We start from the raw sequence: 16,656 nt of genomic DNA on the forward strand, positions 1-16,656 counted from the left end.
CCCTCCCCCTTGTGGGGGAGGGAGATACGTCGCTTCAGTCGTCCAGCCGGCCCATCAGGGCCAGGGCGCCGACGGCGGTCAGGGCGCCGAGGGTGAAGGCGGCGATGATCGAGCCGGTGGCCACGGCGGTGGAGACGCTGACGGGACGGGTCTCGTACCATTCCACGATGTCGGCCTCGTCGAGGTCGCCGTCGGTGTACAGGTCAGCGTCGTAGATGACGTCTTCGGCGGTCATGGAAACGGCTCCGGTTGCGATGCAACAGGAATGTGCGCGGACGCCGGCGGTTCCTGCGTCGTGACAGCGCGCCCGCCATCGGCTAGACGCGCGGCTCACCCGTACGCCGTCGCGCCCAGGCAGCGAGCGACCGCGTCGCGAGCGATAGCGCCCACGTTAAGAGAGCTTCATGGCCGGCCATTCGAAATACAAGAACATCATGCACCGCAAGGGACGCGCCGACGCGGTGCGTTCCAAGCTGTTCTCCAAACTGTCGCGCGACATCACCGTGGCCGCCAAGCTGGGCATGCCCGACATCGCCATGAACCCGCGCCTGCGCCTGGCGGTCAACAACGCCAAGGCCGAAAGCCTGCCGCGCGACGTGATCCAGCGGGCCATCAACAAGGCCGCGGGCGGCGACGTCGATACGATGGAAGAGGTCCGCTACGAGGGCCGCGGCCCGGGCGGGGTCGGCATCATCGTCGAGGCCCTGACCGACAACCGCAACCGCGCCAACTCCAACATCCGCTCGTGCTTCACCAAGAACGGCGGCCAGCTGGGCGAGATGAACTCGGTCGCCTTCATGTGGGATCGCGTCGGCCGCATCACCTATCCGGCCGAGGCCGGGACCGAGGACGCCGTCATGGAGGCCGCCATCGAGGCCGGCGCCCAGGACGTCGAGAGCGATCTGGTCAAGCCCGACATCTACGAGGACGCGCCGGGTCACACCATCTGGACGACGTTCGAGGACCTGAACGAAGTGGCCGAGGCCCTGTCGAAAATCCTCGGCGACGCCAAATCCACGGCCCTGGTCTGGCGTCCGCAGACCGAGGTTCCGGTCAACGGCGAGGCGGTCGGCACGCTGATGAAGCTGCTCGACGCGCTGGACGCCGAGGACGACGTGCAGAACGTCTATTCGAACGAGGACATCTCGGACGAGGACATGGCGAAGTACGCGGGCTGAACGGAACGGCCAGGGGGCGGGCGGGTTAGGGCAGGCGAACCGCAACGCTTGCCCACGGACCCCTCATGGACATCACCCAGCTGATCCTCGACGACCACGCCGAGCAGCGTCGCCTGTTCGCCATCCTCGAGCAGATCGATCCGAAGGATGTCGACGCCCTGACCAAGGTCTGGACCCGTCTGTCCGCCTTCCTCGACGTCCACGCCGAGGCCGAGGAACGGTTCTTCTATCCCGAACTGATGAAGGTCGGGAAATCGGCCAATGACGCCGAGGGGAATGACGCCGGTCCCGAAACCGAAGACGCCATCGAGGACCACAACAAGCTGCGCGACGCGGTCAGGGCGGTGGAGAAATATCCCGTCGGAACCGGAGCCTGGATCGAGGCGGTCGGCAGGGCCAACGTCGTCAACTCAAGGCACATGGGCGAGGAGGAGCGGCAGGGTCTGACCGACTTCCGCCGCCACGCCCCGCTGCAGACCCGGCACGACCTGGCGGTGAAATTCGCCGCCTTCGAGGCCGATCACATCACCGGGGTGAAGCCGGTCAACAAGGACCCCGAAGCCTATGTCGAACAGCACGGCTGAGGCGACGCCTCAGCGCTGCATCGCATAGGCCTTGACCAGGTCGAACAGGAAGTCGCGGCCTTCATAGAGCGAGCGGACGCGGATGCGTTCGTTCAGGCCATGCGCGCCACCGCCGTCAGGATCTCCGAACATGCCGGTCACGCCATAGGTCGGGATGCCGGCCTTGTTGGTGAACCGGCCGTCCGTGGCCCCCACGGCCATGGTCGGCACGACCGGCACGCCGGGCCACATCCGGCCCGCGATCTGACGGATCGGGTCGAGGATGGCCGGGCTCAGCGTCGGCGGCGGCGAGCTCGGATCGGGCGCGCCGACGGTGGTGATGGCGATGGCCGGATTATCCAGAACCCGGGCGATCCCGGCCTGGGTTTCCTCGATCGTGTGGCCGGGCAGGATGCGGCAGTTGACGTTGGCCGTGACGCGCTGGGGCTGGGCGTTGGGCGCATGGCCGCCGTTGATCAGCGTGGGGATGCAGGTCGTCCGCATCGTCGCGTTCCAGATCGGATTGGCGGCGGACAGGCGCGCCGCCGCCGCGGCGTCGGGCGCATCGCTCGCCGTCAGGGCGCGAAGGTCCTCGGCGAATTGTGGCGAGGTGTCCGCCACGGCCGCGAAATAGGCGCGGGTGACCGGGTTCAGCTCCAGGGCGAAGTCATGATCGCCGAGCGCCGCCAGTGACCGCGACATGGCGGCGATGGCGTTGTCCTTGCGCGGCCGGGCGCTGTGGCCGCCGGGGTTGGTGAGCTCCAGCTGAAAGTCCTGATAGAGTTTCTCGCCGGCCTGGACGTTCAGGGCGATGCGGTTTCCTTCGGCGTCCAGCTGGCCGCCCGCCCCCTCGTTCAGGGCGAACCCGGCCTGAAGCGCGTCGGGGTGTTCGCGCAGCAGCCATTCGACGCCGTTCCAGGTGTCGGCGGTTTCCTCGCCGCAGGTCAGGGCGATCTTGATGTCGCGGCGCGGCCGGAAGCCGGCGGTCTTCAGCCGCACCAGCGTGTCCACCCAGACCGAGGCCTGGGCTTTGTCGTCGGTGGCTCCGCGGGCGTAGAAATAACCGTCCTCCTCCACCAGGGTGAAGGGATCGCGGGTCCAGTCCACCCGGTTCGCTTCCACCACGTCGATATGGGCCAGCAGCAGCAGGGGCGCGGCGGCCGGATCCGAGCCGCGCAGAACCGCCGCCAGATTTCCGTCCTTCGGCCGGTCCGTCGGCGTCAGGACCCGCACGTCGGCGGCGGGATAGCCGGCGGCGAGCAGGCGCGCGGCCATGCGCTCGGAGGCGAGGGTGCAACTGCCTTCGGACAGGGTGGTGTTGGTTTCGACCAGCTCTTCGTACAGGTCGCGGAAGGCGGCCTGATCGGGGCGGACGCCAGGCGTCTGGGCCCGGGCGCGCGTGGCCCCCAGGGCGAACAGCGCGATGACGATGGCCGCGACCACGATCAGGGCGAGGACCGCGCGCAGGCGCCGGCCGTCGCGCACCGCCTCATGAGCGCGCTCGTCCAGCCAGTAGCGGTCGCCGCTCTCGCGCACGGACCCGGTCCGCACCAGCCGGCGCAGGGCGGATGCCCCGCCGGGCCGGCCGACAGACAGGGGTACGGCCCGATCCGCGGCCATGGCGCCGTGCTCGCGCAGTGTCTGGACGATGGTTCGTTCCGCCCGTCGGGCAAGGGCCACCACGACCGCGCCGCCTGAAGTCGACATGCTGTATTCTCCCGATCCCGGAATGACGCTAGCGCGGAAAGCGGGTTGAGGGGAGAGCCCTCCACTTGATCCCCCGTCGCGCCCGGGACTAGGTTGAAGATTCGTCAGTCATCGGAGCGAATTACACACATGGACCTGGATCTGGTCTGGCCGGTCGCGGCAGCCATGACGGCCGGGGGGCTGATCGGCATCGAGCGCACCTATCATGGCCACCCGGCGGGTTTCCGGACGCACATCCTGGTGTGTCTGACCTCCTGCCTGCTGATGCTGGCGGCGATGCACCAGTCGACCTGGGCCTTCACGGCCCTGCCCGGACAGACGGTGGTGATCGATCCGACACGGATGTCGCACGGCCTGCTGACCGGCATCGGCTTCCTCTGCGCCGGGGTCATCTTCCGCGAGGGGTTCTCGGTCCACGGCCTGACCACGGCGGCGTCGCTGTGGGTCACCTCGGCGATCGGGGTCCTGTACGGCGTGGGGATGATGGAGCTGGCGCTGATCGGTTCGGGCGCGACCCTCGGGGTGCTTGCCGTGCTGCGACTGCTCGACGCCAAACTGCCCCATGTGGGGGTGATGGACGTCGTCCTGCGCTGGAAGCGGGGCCAGGCGCCCAGCGGCCTCGCGGTGCGCGACCTGCTGCGCGGCAACGGGGTGAAGGTGGTCCGTCTCGGCCATGTGATGAGCCACGACGGCGCGATCCACGAGCACCATCTCAAGGTCAAGGGGCACGTCCCGATCGACATCGACCGCCTGGTGGCCCAGCTCGGCGCCGAGGACGGCCTGGCGGGCTTTTCCATCCTGCCCCGCGAGGAGTGACGGCGGTCATTGTTCGTCAACCTCGTTTGAGGCATGAATGGAACGAATGACGAACACCTTGATTCCAGACGGGACGACTCGCATCCTCGGCCTCGACCCCGGCCTCCGCCGCACCGGCTGGGGCGTGGTCGTGGCCGAGGGGTCGCGTCTGCGCTGGGTCGCGCACGGGGTGATCAGCCCTCCGGAGGCCGCGCCGTTCAGCGAGCGGCTGCTGCATCTGCTGGAGGCCGTGGGCGAGGTCTGCGCCGCCCACAGCTGCGATGAAGCGGCGATCGAGGAGGTGTTCGTCAACATGAACCCGTCCTCGACGCTGAAACTGGGCCACGCCCGGGCGGCGGTCATGCTGGCCCCCGCGCGTTGCGGCCTGCCGGTGGCGGAATATTCGCCCAATCTGATCAAGAAGGCGGTGGTCGGCGCCGGCCATGCCGACAAGAGCCAGATCGCCTTCATGGTCAAACGGTTGCTGCCCTCGGCCGGCGACGTGAAGGCCGACGCCGCCGACGCCCTGGCCGTCGCCATCACCCATGCGCAGATGCGCAAGCGGACCCTGCTGACCGCATTGCGGGGCGCGGCGTGATCGGCCGTCTGAGGGGCCTGCTGGCCGAGGTCGAGCAGGATCACTGCCTGATCGACTGCGCCGGCGTGGGCTATGTCGTGGTCTGCGGGGCGCGGACGCTGCAGCGGCTCCCCGCGCCGGGCGATGAGGCGACCCTGCAGATCGAATCGACCTGGAACGCCGAGAGCGGCCCCCGGCTGTACGGCTTCCTGACCCGCGACGATCGCCGCGCCTTCCGCACCCTCACCGATATCCAGGGCGTGGGACCCAAGGCGGCGCTGTCGGTGCTCGATGTCCTGCCGCCGGGGGATCTGGCGGCGGCGGTGGCGCGCGAGGACAAGGCGGCCGTGGCGCGAGCCAATGGCGTCGGCCCCAAGCTGGCCCTGCGCATCGTCACCGAGCTGAAGGGCAAGTCGCTGGGCGACGTGTCGTTCACCCCCGGCGCGCCGGGGGTGCATGTCGAGGCCCCGGCCCCGGTCCCCAGCGTCACGGGCGAGGCGGTGTCCGCCCTGCTGGGTCTGGGGGTCGCCGAGATCAACGCCCGCCGCGCCGTCGATCAGGCCCTGATCCGTCTGGGCGAGGACGCCGAACTGTCCGCCGTCATCCGCGCCGCCCTGCAGGAGCTGGGGCGATGAGCCCCTCTTTCCCCGTCATCCTCGGGCTTGACCCGAGGATCAGACCATCCGGGGCTCGCTGGAGGGATTGCGGTCCCGCGCGTCGGGCCGTCTCCGCCGCACAGCCCGGCCTCGCCTCTGATCCTCGGGTCAAGCTCGAGGATGACGGCAGAGGGGGGAGTGTGGCGCCATGACCGACGACCGCATCATCTCCGGCGCCCCCGTCCCCGGCGAGATCCACGACCGCGCCCTGCGGCCCCAGACCCTGTCCGAGTTCGTCGGTCAGGCGCAGGCCAAGGGCAATCTGAAGGTCTTCATCGACGCCGCCCGCGGCCGGGGCGAGGCGCTGGACCACGTCCTGCTGTTCGGCCCGCCCGGACTGGGCAAGACCACCCTGGCGCAGATCGTGGCGCGCGAACTGGGCGTCGGCTTCCGCGCCACCTCGGGGCCGATCCTCGCCAAGGCCGGCGATCTGGCCGCCATCCTGACCAATCTCGAACCGCGCGACGTGCTGTTCATCGACGAGATCCACCGCCTCGCCCCGACGGTCGAGGAGATCCTGTACCCGGCCATGGAAGACCATGTGCTGGACCTGATCATCGGCGAGGGCCCCTCGGCCCGCTCGGTGCGGATCGATCTGGCGCCCTTCACCCTGGTCGGCGCCACGACCCGGGCGGGCCTGCTGGCCACGCCGCTGCGCGACCGCTTCGGCATTCCGCTGCGGCTCGAATTCTACACGCCCGAGGAACTGGTGCGGGTGATCACCGGGGCGGCGCGCAAGATGGGCGTCGCCGTCGATGACGAGGGCGCCCGCGAGATCGCCTCGCGCTCGCGCGGCACGCCGCGCGTGGCCGGACGGCTGCTGCGCCGGGTGCGGGACTTCGCCGAGGCCGAAGGGTCGCCGATGATCGACCGGCTGGCCGCCGCGCGGGCGCTGGCGCGGCTCGAGGTCGACGAGGCCGGGCTCGACGCCAACGACCGCCGCTTCCTCAAGGCCCTGATCGAGAATTACGGCGGCGGGCCCGTCGGCATGGACACGCTCGCCGCCGCCATCGCCGAGGCCCGCGACGCCGTCGAGGACGTGATCGAACCCTATCTGCTGCAGCAGGGCTTCATCCAGCGCACCCCGCGCGGCCGGATGGCCTGCGCCAGGGCCTATGCGCATCTGGGCCTGACCGAGCCGCCGAGGGGGCCGGAGCAGGGCGGGCTGTTCGGGGGCAAGTAAACCGCTCATCTATGTCCGCTCATCCCGGCGAAAGCCGGGACCCAGTGCTTTGGGCGACCCGGTCCGACCGGCGACGCGCTGACGCCTATCCCATGCAGACTGCCTCGCGAAAGAACCGGGTCCCGGCTTTCGCCGGGATGCACGGGACAGGAGAGGGCCTCTTCCCGCAATCGCCGAACCCCGGCATGCTCCGCCCGAAGGAGACGGCATGGCGCGAAGGGCGATCCGAACCGACCGGCTGATCGCGGTGCTGGGCGCCGCGGTGCTGCTGCTGGGCGCGGTGATCGTCTGGAACACCGCTCGCGCCTCGCGCCCCGGCTTCGTCGAGGAGCCGCCCGCCCGTCGGGTGCTGCGCCAGGCCCGCGAACAGCTGGGCCGCACCGCGGAAATCCGCCTGCTGGACGAGGGCCGCGGCCGGGTCGTCTGCGGCTATGTCGGGCGGCGCGGCGAGAGCGGGGCCTGGAGCTTCATTTCGCGGCCCAACCGGATCATGATGAGCGACGACCCCCTGGCGACCGAGTTCCAGGCCATGCTGCGGGCCGACTGCCCGAACCTGCCCAAGGCCCCGCCCGGAAGCGCCGCCCCATGAGCGACCAGCCCACCGCCGGCCGCTTCGAGGGCCGCGAACACCGCCTGCCCATCCGGGTTTATTACGAGGATACCGACTTCACCGGTCTGGTCTACCACGCCAACTACGTCCGCTATTTCGAGCGCGGCCGCTCCGACTGCCTGCGACTGATGGGCATCGGCCATACGGATCTGCTGGACGGCGACCAGCCCATGGCCTTCGTGGTCACGAAGCTGGGACTGACCTTCCTCAAGCCGGCTCGCATCGACGACGCCCTCGTCGTGCGGACCCACTATGACGCGGTGAAGGGCCCGCGGCTGCTGATCTCGCAGACGATCACCCGCGGCGATGACCTGCTGTGCCGGGCCGATGTCGAGGTCGCCTGCATCCATATGGACGGACGTCCCCGCCGTCCGACACGGGCCCTGGTCGAAAAGGTCGGGCCCTGGCTTCTCCTCCCCATCGCCTGACGATGGGGAGGTGGCTCGGAGGCGACAGCCGACGAGACGGAGGGGGCGACTCGGTGTTCAGGGATTTGCGATTCCCATCGCTCGCCGGCGTCGCCCCCTCCGTCACGACGCGTATCCGCGCCGCGCCACCTCCCCCTTGCTGCGCAACGGGGAGGAGAGAGCAGGTGACGCCGCCGCCACACCTCGCTAGACCCGCTGGAACCCGCCACACAACCGCCACGCCCGTCCGGTGCACAGGGACGGACAGACGGAAGGACGCCCTTCGATGACCACCGCCGCCGAAGCCTCGATGATCAACCCGGTGACCCTGTTCCTGACGGCCGATATCGTCGTGCAGGCGATCATGGTCGGACTGGCCGTCGCCTCGCTGTGGTCCTGGGCCGTGATCATCGACAAGGCGGTCCGGTTCTCCGGGCTGAACAGCCAGGCCGACAATTTCGAAAAGGCGGTCGGTTCGGGCCGGTCGCTGGAAGAGGTCGCCGCCCAGGCGGGGCCGGATCCGGCGCATCCCCTGCCGCGCATGCTGGTCATCGCCCTGGCCGACTGGCGCGAGGCCCGCACGCGCGGTCCGCTGACCGAAAACCAGGCCAATCTGGTGATGTCGCGGATCGACCGCGCGCTGGACAGCCTGATCGCGCGCGAGGGCCAGCGGGTCGAGAACGGCCTGGGCGTGCTGTCGGTGGTGGCGACGTCCTCGCCGTTCATCGGCCTGTTCGGCACGGTCTGGGGCATCATGAACGCCTTCGGGGCCATCGCCTCGTCGGGCAACACCAATCTGGCGACCGTGGCTCCGGCCATCTCCGAGGCCCTGTTCGCCACGGCCCTGGGTCTGGCCGCCGCCATCCCGGCCTATATCGCCTACAACAAATTCTCGATCGACGCGGGCAAGTTCACCGGCCGGCTGGAAAGCTTCGCCGACGACCTGCAGGCCGCCGTGGCGCGCCGCCTGGGCGGTTCGAGCGCGCCCCCGGCGACCCCGCCTTCGGGCGACTACAGCCGTCGGGAGCTCTGAGCCATGGCGTTGGCGGGCGGCGGCGGGGGCGGACACGTCCGGGGCCGCAGACGGCCGCGCAAGCGGCCCCTGAGCGAGATCAATGTGACGCCGCTGGTCGACGTCATGCTGGTGCTGCTGATCATCTTCATGATCTCGGCGCCCCTGCTGACGACCGGCGTCGAGGTCGAACTGCCCAGGACCGAGGCCAGCGCCGTCGAGACCAATCAGGAACCGGTGGTGGTCTCCATCGACCGCGACGGCGCCATCTTCGTCGCCGACAGCGAGGTGCCGTGGGACCGTCTGATCCTCGCGGTGGCCCGGGAAGGCGGCGAGGGCGCGCGCGAAAAGCCGGTCTTCGTCCGCGCCGACGGTCGGGCGCCGTATCAGGCCGTGGCCCGCGTCATGGCCCGGCTCTCGGGCGCCGGCTTCACCAAGATGAACCTGATCACCGACACCTCGGCCCAATCTTCCGGATCAGGCGGGGAGGGCTGACGCCTTGGAACGGCCCGGCCCGGCCCTGATCGGTTCCCTTCTGGTCCACGGCGGCGCGATCGTCGCGGTCATCGCGGCCGGCCTGATCGCGCCCAAGGCCGAGCTGCGTCCGGTCGTCAACGCGGTCCCTGTCTCGATCGTATCTGACGTGGTGATCGAGGCCGCCGCCGCCGACAATCCGAGCGAGGAACTGGTCACCGAGGACGCCGCGACCGCGCCGGTGGCTTCGCCGCCCGAGCCCGTTCCCGCGCCGCCCGAGCCGAAACCCGTCCCGCCGCCGCTTCCCACGCCGACCCCGGTGAAGAAGGCCACGCCGCCGCGTCCGACGCCTCCGCGCGCCCAGCCGCCCCGCCCCACGCCCCCACGGCCGACCCCGCGCCGGGAGGAGACGCTCGACCTCGACTCCCTGGCGGGGCCGCCGCGTCCCGCGACCCGACCCGGCACGCGTCCGGCGACGGGCCAACAGGGTCAGGGCTCCGCGCCCCGGGCGACCGGCCCGCAGATCACCGCCATCTTCAACCAGGTCTATCCGAACTGGATACTGCCCTGCGATATCCCCGGGGCTCGCGACCTGCGTATCCAGATGGACGTCACTCTGGATGCGCGCGGCCGCATCACCGCCGGGCCGACGCTGATCGGCGCCCGTTCGGACCCTGTATGGCGCGCGGCGGCCGACGGCGCGGTGCGCGCGATCCGTCAGACGGCGCCCTTCGACGTGCCCGAAGGATTCCCGGGCGGCCCCTTCCGCCCGACCTTCGTGACCGAACGCGCCTGCGCCAATCGCTGAAGAAGCGTGACCGGGCCTGAAAGTCGCCCCATTCACGGCCATGCTGGCCTTCTGCGCACGGTCTGGCGATAAGGACCGGCGTACGTCTGAACCGCGGGAGCCCCTGATGCGACTGAACCGACTTCTGGCGAGCGTCGCCCTCGTGGCGATGGCGGCGACCTCGGTCACGGCCCAGACCCCGCCTCCGCAGTCCACCGATCCGGTCGAGGTCGAGATCGATCAGGGCGTGCTGCGGCCGCTGCAGATCGCCGTGGTCAATTTCGACGGCCAGAACGGCGCCGACCTGGGCGGCGTCATCCGCGCCGACCTGGGCCGCTCGGGCTATTTCGAGCCGATGGACCCGGCCAGCTTCGTCGAGACCGGCCTGACCCTGGCCAATGCGCCCAACTTTCCGCAGTGGACCTCGATCGGCGCCCAGGCGGTGCTGTACGGCGCGGTGACGCCCCGCCCCGACGGCCGCAACGACTTCGGCTTCCGCCTGTACGATCCCTATCGCCAGTGCCAGCTGGCCTCGTACCAGTTCACCGCCACGCCCGAGCAGTGGCGCCGTATCGGCCACAAGATCGCCGACCTGATCTATCAGCGCATGACCGGCGAGACCGGCCTGTTCGACAGCCGCGTGGTCTTCGTCTCGGAAAGCGGCACCCAGCTGAACCGCCTGTCGCGCCTCGCCATCTCGGACCAGGACGGGTTCAACCCCGTCTATCTGACCCAGGGCGACGAGATCATCATGTCGCCGCGCTTCTCGCTGAGCGACCCCAACGAGATCACCTATGTGGCGCTGGGCAAGGACTACAGCCGCATCTATCTGTACAATCTGTCAACCGGCCGGCGCGAAAGCCTGGGCGAGTTCGACGGCCAGGTGCTGGCCCCGCGCTTCTCGAACGACGGCTCGAAGATGGCCTTCTCGATCATCCGCGGCGGCAATACCGACGTCTATGTGATGGACCTGTCCAGCCGGCAGGTGAGACGCCTGACCAGCGACCCCGGCATCGACACCTCGCCGTCCTTCAGCCCGGACAACAGCCAGATCGTCTTCACCTCGGACCGGTCCGGCAGCGCCCGCCTGTACGTCATGCGCGCCGACGGCTCGGGCCAGCGCGCCATCGCCCGCGGCGGCGGCCTGTACACGGCCCCGAACTGGAGCCCGCGCGGCGATCTGATCGCCTTCACCAAACAGGGCGGCGGCCGCTTCTCGACCGGCGTCATGAAGCCCGACGGCTCGGGCGAGCGCATCCTCTCGTCCAGCTATTTCGAGGAGGGTCCGTCCTGGGCCCCCAACGGCCGCTACATCATGTTCGCGCGCCAGAGCCCCGGCGGCGACACCCGGCTGTGGACCGTCGACCTGTCCGGCCGGGTGGTGTCCCAGGCCGGCTACAACGGCCGCGGCTCGGACCCGGCATGGTCGCCGCTGCTGGACGAACAGCCGTCCAACCTCGGCGGCGGCGGTCCCGACGGCTGCCCGACCTGATCCCGACGGAGCCTTGTGGCTCAAACCCGCGTTATCGCGACTGGCGAAACCGGTGGCGTGTCAGTACCAACCCTTTAAAGCCAAGCTGAGGCCCAGGCCTCCCCTGAAGGAGACGACCCGATGATGAAGCCCTCGACCCTGGTCCGTCTGGCCGCCATCGGCCTGGCCGTGACCGCCATCGCCGCCTGCACGCCGCGCAAGCCCGTCGACACCGGCGCCGGCGAGACCGTGCCGCCCGCCGGCAACGACCAGTACAATGACAACAGCGCCGCCCCGATCACCGGCGGCGCCGTCGGCGCGCCCGCGCCGGGGTCCGAGCAGGACTTCGTCGTCAACGTCGGCGACCGGGTCTATTTCGACCTCGACAGCTATCAGCTGCGCTCGGAAGTCTATCCGCGCATGGACGCCCAGGTCGCCTGGCTGCAGCGCTACCCCAATGTGACGATCCGCATCGAGGGCAACGCCGACGAACGCGGCACCCGCGAATACAACCTGGCCCTCGGCGCCCGCCGCGCCGAATCGGTCCGCAGCTATCTGGTCGAGCGCGGCATTTCCGCCGGCCGCATCGACACCATCAGCTATGGCAAGGAGCGCCCGATCGCGGCGGGCTCGACCGAGGAAGCCTTCGCCCGCAACCGCAACGCCCACACGGCCATCGTTTCCGGCGCGACGCGCTGAACGATCCTTCGCCCCGTCGCGTTCGCGGCGGGGCGGAGACCTTGAACCGGCCCCAAAGGGGTGGGACGACAACGACCATGCTGAAGCTGCCCGCCGCCCTCCATTCCCGTAACGCCCTGGTCTCGGTCCTGGGCGTGATCCTGATCGCCGGGACGACCACGGTCGTCGCCCAGACCGCGCCGCTTGAGCCGATCCAGTGGGACAAGCGCCGGCTGGACCAGCTGGACCGCAACGTCCGCCGGCTGGAACGCGCCGTGACCCAGCGCAACGCCGCCGGCCAGCCCGTCATCATCGAGCCCGACGTCGAGGTGGTGGCGCTTCAGGGCCGCGTCGGCCTGATGGACCGCCGCCTGGCCGATATGGAATCGACGGTCCAGCGCGTGAACGGTGATCTCGAGCGCCTGACCTTCCAGCTGGACGAGGCCACCCGCGACAACGCCGCCCTCAGCACCCGCGTCCGCGACGCCGAGGGTCGCATCCGGGCCATGGAACAGGCCGCCGCCCGCGACGCCGAGCTGAACGCCCCCATTCCGACGACCTCGCCGACCGGCGACGCCGCCCGCGACCTGACCGCCGCCGCCCGCCTGGCGGCCACGGATCCGGCGCGGGGCGACCGCGCCCTCCAGACCGTCATCGCCGCCTGGCCTGACACGCCCCAGGCGCAGGAGGCGTCCAGCCGTCTGGGCGATCTGCGCGTCTCGGCCGGCGACCACGCCGGAGCCGTCTCGGCCTACGCCGGCGCCCTGCGCGGTTGGCCCGCCGCGCCCTGGGCCCCGGCGACGACGCTGGAACTGGCCAATGCGCTCAACGCCACCGACCGCAAGACCCAGGCCTGCACCGCCCTGACCGAGTTCGCCCGCCGCTACGCCGAGGCCGCGACCCCGGCGGTGCGCACCCGCGCGGCCGAGACCCGCACCCGCATCGGCTGCGCCGCCCCCGCGGCGACGCCGGCCCGGCGGCCGGGCTGACCTCGACGCCCGAGGACTGGACCGCGCCGGTCAGGGACCGCCTGTCCGCCCGGCTGGAGCGCAACGCCGATCATCCGGTCGCCATGGCCCTGTCAGGCGGAGGCGACTCCATCGCCCTGCTGCAGGTCGCCGCCGACTGGGCGCGCGGGAACGGACGGCGGCTTCTGGCCCTGACCGTCGATCATGGCCTGAACCCCGACAGCGCCGACTGGACCGCCTTCGCGGAAGAGGCCGCCCGCGACCTGGGTGCGGACTGGCGCGGCCTGACATGGACGGGCGCCAAGCCCTCGGTCGGTCTTCCCGCCGCCGCCCGCCGCGCCCGCCACGGCCTGATCGCGGACGCGGCGCGCGAGGCGGGGGCCCGGGTCGTCCTGTTCGCCCACACCGCCGACGATATCGCCGAGGGCGATCTGATGCGGGCCGAAGGCTCGACGCTCGGCCGGCTGCGCGACTGGGCCCCGTCGCCTGCCTGGCCCGAGGGGCGAGGCCTGATGCTGTTGAGGCCCATGCTGGATGCGGGCCGGGCCGAGGTGCGCGACTGGCTGGCGGCGAGGTGGGCGACCTGGATCGATGATCCGGCCAATGAGGATCCGAAATATGCGAGGAGCCGCGCGCGAATGTCCCTTCTCCCTGTGGGAGAAGGTGGCGCGCAGCGCCGGATGAGAGGCGGATGGGCGGAGCGGCGAAGCCGCCCTCCGACAGTCGAGCCCTCACCCTTTCGCGCAAGAACGACGGCGGACGCCGCCGTGCGCTCAAGCCCTCTCCCACCGGGAGAGGGGACATTCGTTCTTGATCGGAATTCGGACGCCCAACTTCTCGCCGCCGCCCTCGTCTGCGCCGGCGGCGGCGACCGCCCCCCGCGCGGCGACCGGCTGGCCAAACTCCTGACCCGCCTCCGCTCCGGCGAAACCTTCACCGCCACCCTCTGCGGCGCCCGGATCGAGGCCTCCGGCGACCGGGCCCTCATCACCCGGGAGCCCGGCGAGCTGACCCGCCGGCCCCCGCCGCCCTTGCCGCTCGCCCCCGGAGTCGAAGCCGTCTGGGACGGTCGCTGGGCGATCGCGACCGCCGAACCCGGCTGGTCCGTCGTCCCTGCCGCCGGCCGCATGGCCGCCCTGTCCGACCCCGACCGGGCCGGCCTCAAGGCGCTTCCGCCCGCCGCGCGAGGCGGCGAACCTGTCCTGATCCGGAACGCCGGCGGCGCCCCGGTTCTTGCACGGACGGCGGCGAGGGCGCGGTCGCTGGTCGAACAGAGACTGGCGCTCACGCTGGACCGAATGACGCACGAAAGGGATCTGGGCGCCGTCTTCCATGGCGAAACGCTCCGGAACCCCCTATTTTCGACCTGACATCAGTGACGGGGCGCCGCGCGCCCGAGGAACGAGACGAGCATGAACCTGCGCAATCTGGCCATCTGGGGCGTCATCATCCTGGGCGCCATGGCCTTCTATGTGGCCGTCAGCCGCCCCGGCGGCATCGCCGCGCCCGCGGGGACCAAGGCCGCCGCCGAGCGGCCGCTGACCATGACCTATTCCGACCTGCTCAAGGCGCGGGACGCCGGCGACGTCGTGCGCGTCGAATCGCGCGGCGAAACGCTGAAGGCCACGCTGAAGGGCGATCGCGTCGTCACCGTCACCACCCCCACCCCCAACGGCCCCCTGCTGGACAGCCTCGCGGCGGCCGGCGCCGAGGTGGACGCCAAGAGTACGCGCCAGTCGATCTGGGTCAGCGCCCTGATCGGCCTGCTGCCCTTCGTGCTGATCATCGGCCTGTGGGTGCTGATCATGCGCCAGATGCAGGGCGGGGCGCGCGGGGCCATGGGCTTCGGCAAGTCCAAGGCCAAGCTGCTGACCGAGCACAAGGGCCGCAAGACCTTCGACGACGTCGCGGGCGTGGACGAGGCCAAGGAAGAGCTGCAGGAAGTCGTCGACTTCCTCAAGGACCCGGGCAAGTTCCAGAAACTGGGCGGCAAGATTCCCAAGGGCGCCCTGCTGGTCGGCCCTCCCGGCACCGGCAAGACCCTGCTGGCCCGCGCCGTCGCGGGCGAGGCCGGCGTGCCCTTCTTCTCCATCTCCGGCTCGGACTTCGTCGAGATGTTCGTCGGCGTCGGCGCCAGCCGCGTGCGCGACATGTTCGAACAGGCCAAGAAGAACGCCCCCTGCATCATCTTCATCGACGAGATCGACGCCGTCGGCCGTCACCGCGGCGCCGGACTGGGCGGCGGCAATGACGAGCGCGAACAGACGCTGAACCAGCTGCTGGTCGAGATGGACGGCTTCGAGGCCAATGAGGGCATCATCCTGATCGCCGCCACCAACCGTCCCGACGTGCTGGACCCGGCCCTGCTGCGTCCCGGCCGCTTCGACCGTCAGGTCGTGGTGCCGAACCCCGATGTGAACGGCCGCGAAAAGATCCTGCGCGTCCACATGAAGGATGTGCCCCTGGCCTCCGACGTGGTGGTCAAGACCATCGCCCGCGGCACCCCCGGCTTCTCGGGCGCCGACCTGGCCAATCTGGTCAATGAGGCGGCCCTGATGGCGGCCCGCAAGGACCGTCGCATGGTCACCCAGCGCGACTTCGAGGACGCCAAGGACAAGGTCATGATGGGCGCCGAGCGCAAATCCATGGCCATGAACGAGGAAGAACGCCGTCTGACCGCCTATCACGAGGGCGGCCACGCCATCGTCGCCATGAACGTCAAGATGGCCGACCCGGTGCACAAGGCGACCATCGTTCCGCGCGGCCAGGCCCTCGGCATGGTGATGCAGCTGCCGGAAGGCGACCGCTACTCCATGAAATACCAGCAGATGGTCGACCGCATCGCCATCATGGCCGGCGGCCGCGTGGCCGAGGAGCTGATCTTCGGCAAGGAGAACATCACCTCGGGCGCCAGCTCCGACATCCAGCAGGCCTCGAAACTGGCCCGCCGCATGGTCACCCAGTGGGGCTTCTCCGACATCCTCGGCACCGTCGCCTATGGCGAGAACGAGCAGGAGGTCTTCCTCGGCCACTCGGTCGCGCGCAGCCAGAACGTCTCGGAAGAGACGGCCCGGATCATCGATTCCGAGGTCAAGCGCATCGTCGGCGCCGGCTGGGACGAGGCCCGTCAGATCCTGACCGACAAGGCCGCCGATCTCGAAACCCTGGCCCAGGCCCTGCTCGAATACGAGACCCTGTCGGGTCAGGAGATCAAGGACCTGCTGGAAAAGGGCCTCGCTCCCAACCGCGACGAGAGCAACTTCCCCAACGCCGGCCCCTCGGTCTCGGTGCCGATCACGCCGGTGTCGGACGGAACCTCGGTCGAGGTCCAGACGGTCCACTAGGACGGTATCCGGCTCCTCGTCGTTGCGACGAGGAGCCGGCCTGTCTCATGTCCGCGCATCCCCGCTTGGGCCGGGCCACCCTCTCGTCCGTGCATCCCCGAAGGCGTGGACCCTCCCTCATCCGTGCTGTCGCGACGAGAAGCCGGCCTGTCTCACGTCCGTGCATTCCCGCCTGGGCCGGGCCACCCTCTCGTCCGTGCATCCCCGACGCGTGGACCCTCCCTCATCCGTGCATCCCCGCGAAGG

Annotated in this window: 18 protein-coding genes; 16 read left to right on the forward strand and 2 right to left on the reverse strand. The window is 70.3% G+C overall.

The genetic code is table 11. The features are described from left to right. Positions 1-34: 34 nt before the first annotated feature. Complete coding sequence (locus PSV23_RS16720) at positions 35-235, reverse strand: hypothetical protein (protein WP_300471330.1); 201 nt, start codon at positions 233-235, stop codon at positions 35-37. A 169-nt stretch (positions 236-404) separates the two neighbouring features. On the opposite strand from PSV23_RS16720, the gene PSV23_RS16725 reads away from it, so the two are divergent. Both PSV23_RS16725 and PSV23_RS16730 read left to right on the forward strand, forming a co-directional pair. Further along, on the forward strand, positions 405-1,178 hold the full coding sequence (locus PSV23_RS16725) for a YebC/PmpR family DNA-binding transcriptional regulator (RefSeq protein ID WP_300471333.1): 774 nt from the start codon (positions 405-407) through the stop codon (positions 1,176-1,178). A 65-nt stretch (positions 1,179-1,243) separates the two neighbouring features. Then, positions 1,244-1,762 carry a hemerythrin domain-containing protein gene (locus PSV23_RS16730; RefSeq protein ID WP_300471335.1) on the forward strand — a complete coding sequence of 173 codons (519 nt, stop codon included), beginning with the start codon at positions 1,244-1,246 and terminating at the stop codon, positions 1,760-1,762. A 9-nt stretch (positions 1,763-1,771) separates the two neighbouring features. Here the strand turns inward: PSV23_RS16730 and PSV23_RS16735 are convergent, their stop codons facing one another. Continuing rightward, on the reverse strand, positions 1,772-3,448 hold the full coding sequence (locus PSV23_RS16735; RefSeq protein WP_300471338.1) for a M20/M25/M40 family metallo-hydrolase: 1,677 nt from the start codon (positions 3,446-3,448) through the stop codon (positions 1,772-1,774). Between the two features lie 129 nt (positions 3,449-3,577). On the opposite strand from PSV23_RS16735, the gene PSV23_RS16740 reads away from it, so the two are divergent. From PSV23_RS16740 to ftsH, 14 genes are all read left to right on the forward strand, one after another. Continuing rightward, complete coding sequence (locus PSV23_RS16740) at positions 3,578-4,264, forward strand: MgtC/SapB family protein (RefSeq protein ID WP_300471340.1); 687 nt, start codon at positions 3,578-3,580, stop codon at positions 4,262-4,264. Positions 4,265-4,310: 46 nt separating this feature from the next. After that, the gene (gene ruvC / locus PSV23_RS16745) at positions 4,311-4,841 is read left to right on the forward strand and encodes a crossover junction endodeoxyribonuclease RuvC (RefSeq protein WP_300471344.1); all 531 of its coding nucleotides are present in this window, start codon (positions 4,311-4,313) and stop codon (positions 4,839-4,841) included. Next, a complete protein-coding gene (ruvA, locus tag PSV23_RS16750; RefSeq protein WP_300471347.1) occupies positions 4,838-5,455 on the forward strand; it encodes a Holliday junction branch migration protein RuvA in 618 nt (205 codons plus the stop codon). Before ruvC ends, ruvA begins: the two co-directional genes overlap by 4 nt. A 169-nt stretch (positions 5,456-5,624) precedes the next feature. After that, complete coding sequence (gene ruvB, locus PSV23_RS16755) at positions 5,625-6,659, forward strand: Holliday junction branch migration DNA helicase RuvB (protein WP_300471350.1); 1,035 nt, start codon at positions 5,625-5,627, stop codon at positions 6,657-6,659. A gap of 208 nt (positions 6,660-6,867) precedes the next feature. Then, entirely contained in the window at positions 6,868-7,248 is a 381-nt protein-coding gene (locus PSV23_RS16760) for a hypothetical protein (RefSeq protein WP_300471352.1), read from the forward strand. Continuing rightward, complete coding sequence (ybgC, locus tag PSV23_RS16765) at positions 7,245-7,697, forward strand: tol-pal system-associated acyl-CoA thioesterase (RefSeq protein WP_300471354.1); 453 nt, start codon at positions 7,245-7,247, stop codon at positions 7,695-7,697. The genes PSV23_RS16760 and ybgC overlap by 4 nt, the downstream gene beginning before the upstream one ends. A gap of 265 nt (positions 7,698-7,962) precedes the next feature. Next, on the forward strand, positions 7,963-8,709 hold the full coding sequence (gene tolQ / locus PSV23_RS16770) for a protein TolQ (protein WP_300471356.1): 747 nt from the start codon (positions 7,963-7,965) through the stop codon (positions 8,707-8,709). A gap of 3 nt (positions 8,710-8,712) precedes the next feature. Then, a complete protein-coding gene (locus tag PSV23_RS16775) occupies positions 8,713-9,183 on the forward strand; it encodes an ExbD/TolR family protein (protein WP_300471359.1) in 471 nt (156 codons plus the stop codon). Between the two features lie 4 nt (positions 9,184-9,187). Then, the gene (locus tag PSV23_RS16780; RefSeq protein ID WP_300471362.1) at positions 9,188-9,970 is read left to right on the forward strand and encodes a hypothetical protein; all 783 of its coding nucleotides are present in this window, start codon (positions 9,188-9,190) and stop codon (positions 9,968-9,970) included. 106 nt (positions 9,971-10,076) lie between these two features. After that, positions 10,077-11,441, forward strand: a complete 1,365-nt coding sequence (gene tolB / locus PSV23_RS16785) for a Tol-Pal system beta propeller repeat protein TolB (RefSeq protein WP_300471364.1) — start codon at positions 10,077-10,079, stop codon at positions 11,439-11,441. Between the two features lie 123 nt (positions 11,442-11,564). Beyond that, the gene (gene pal / locus PSV23_RS16790) at positions 11,565-12,119 is read left to right on the forward strand and encodes a peptidoglycan-associated lipoprotein Pal (RefSeq protein ID WP_300471378.1); all 555 of its coding nucleotides are present in this window, start codon (positions 11,565-11,567) and stop codon (positions 12,117-12,119) included. A gap of 77 nt (positions 12,120-12,196) precedes the next feature. Continuing rightward, on the forward strand, positions 12,197-13,087 hold the full coding sequence (locus tag PSV23_RS16795) for a tetratricopeptide repeat protein (RefSeq protein WP_300471369.1): 891 nt from the start codon (positions 12,197-12,199) through the stop codon (positions 13,085-13,087). A gap of 83 nt (positions 13,088-13,170) precedes the next feature. Further along, positions 13,171-14,436, forward strand: a complete 1,266-nt coding sequence (gene tilS / locus PSV23_RS16800) for a tRNA lysidine(34) synthetase TilS (RefSeq protein WP_300471371.1) — start codon at positions 13,171-13,173, stop codon at positions 14,434-14,436. A 42-nt stretch (positions 14,437-14,478) separates the two neighbouring features. After that, a complete protein-coding gene (gene ftsH / locus PSV23_RS16805) occupies positions 14,479-16,410 on the forward strand; it encodes an ATP-dependent zinc metalloprotease FtsH (RefSeq protein WP_300471373.1) in 1,932 nt (643 codons plus the stop codon). Positions 16,411-16,656 lie beyond the last annotated feature (246 nt).

The organism is Brevundimonas sp., from assembly GCF_029946145.1.
GTDB lineage: Bacteria > Pseudomonadota > Alphaproteobacteria > Caulobacterales > Caulobacteraceae > Brevundimonas.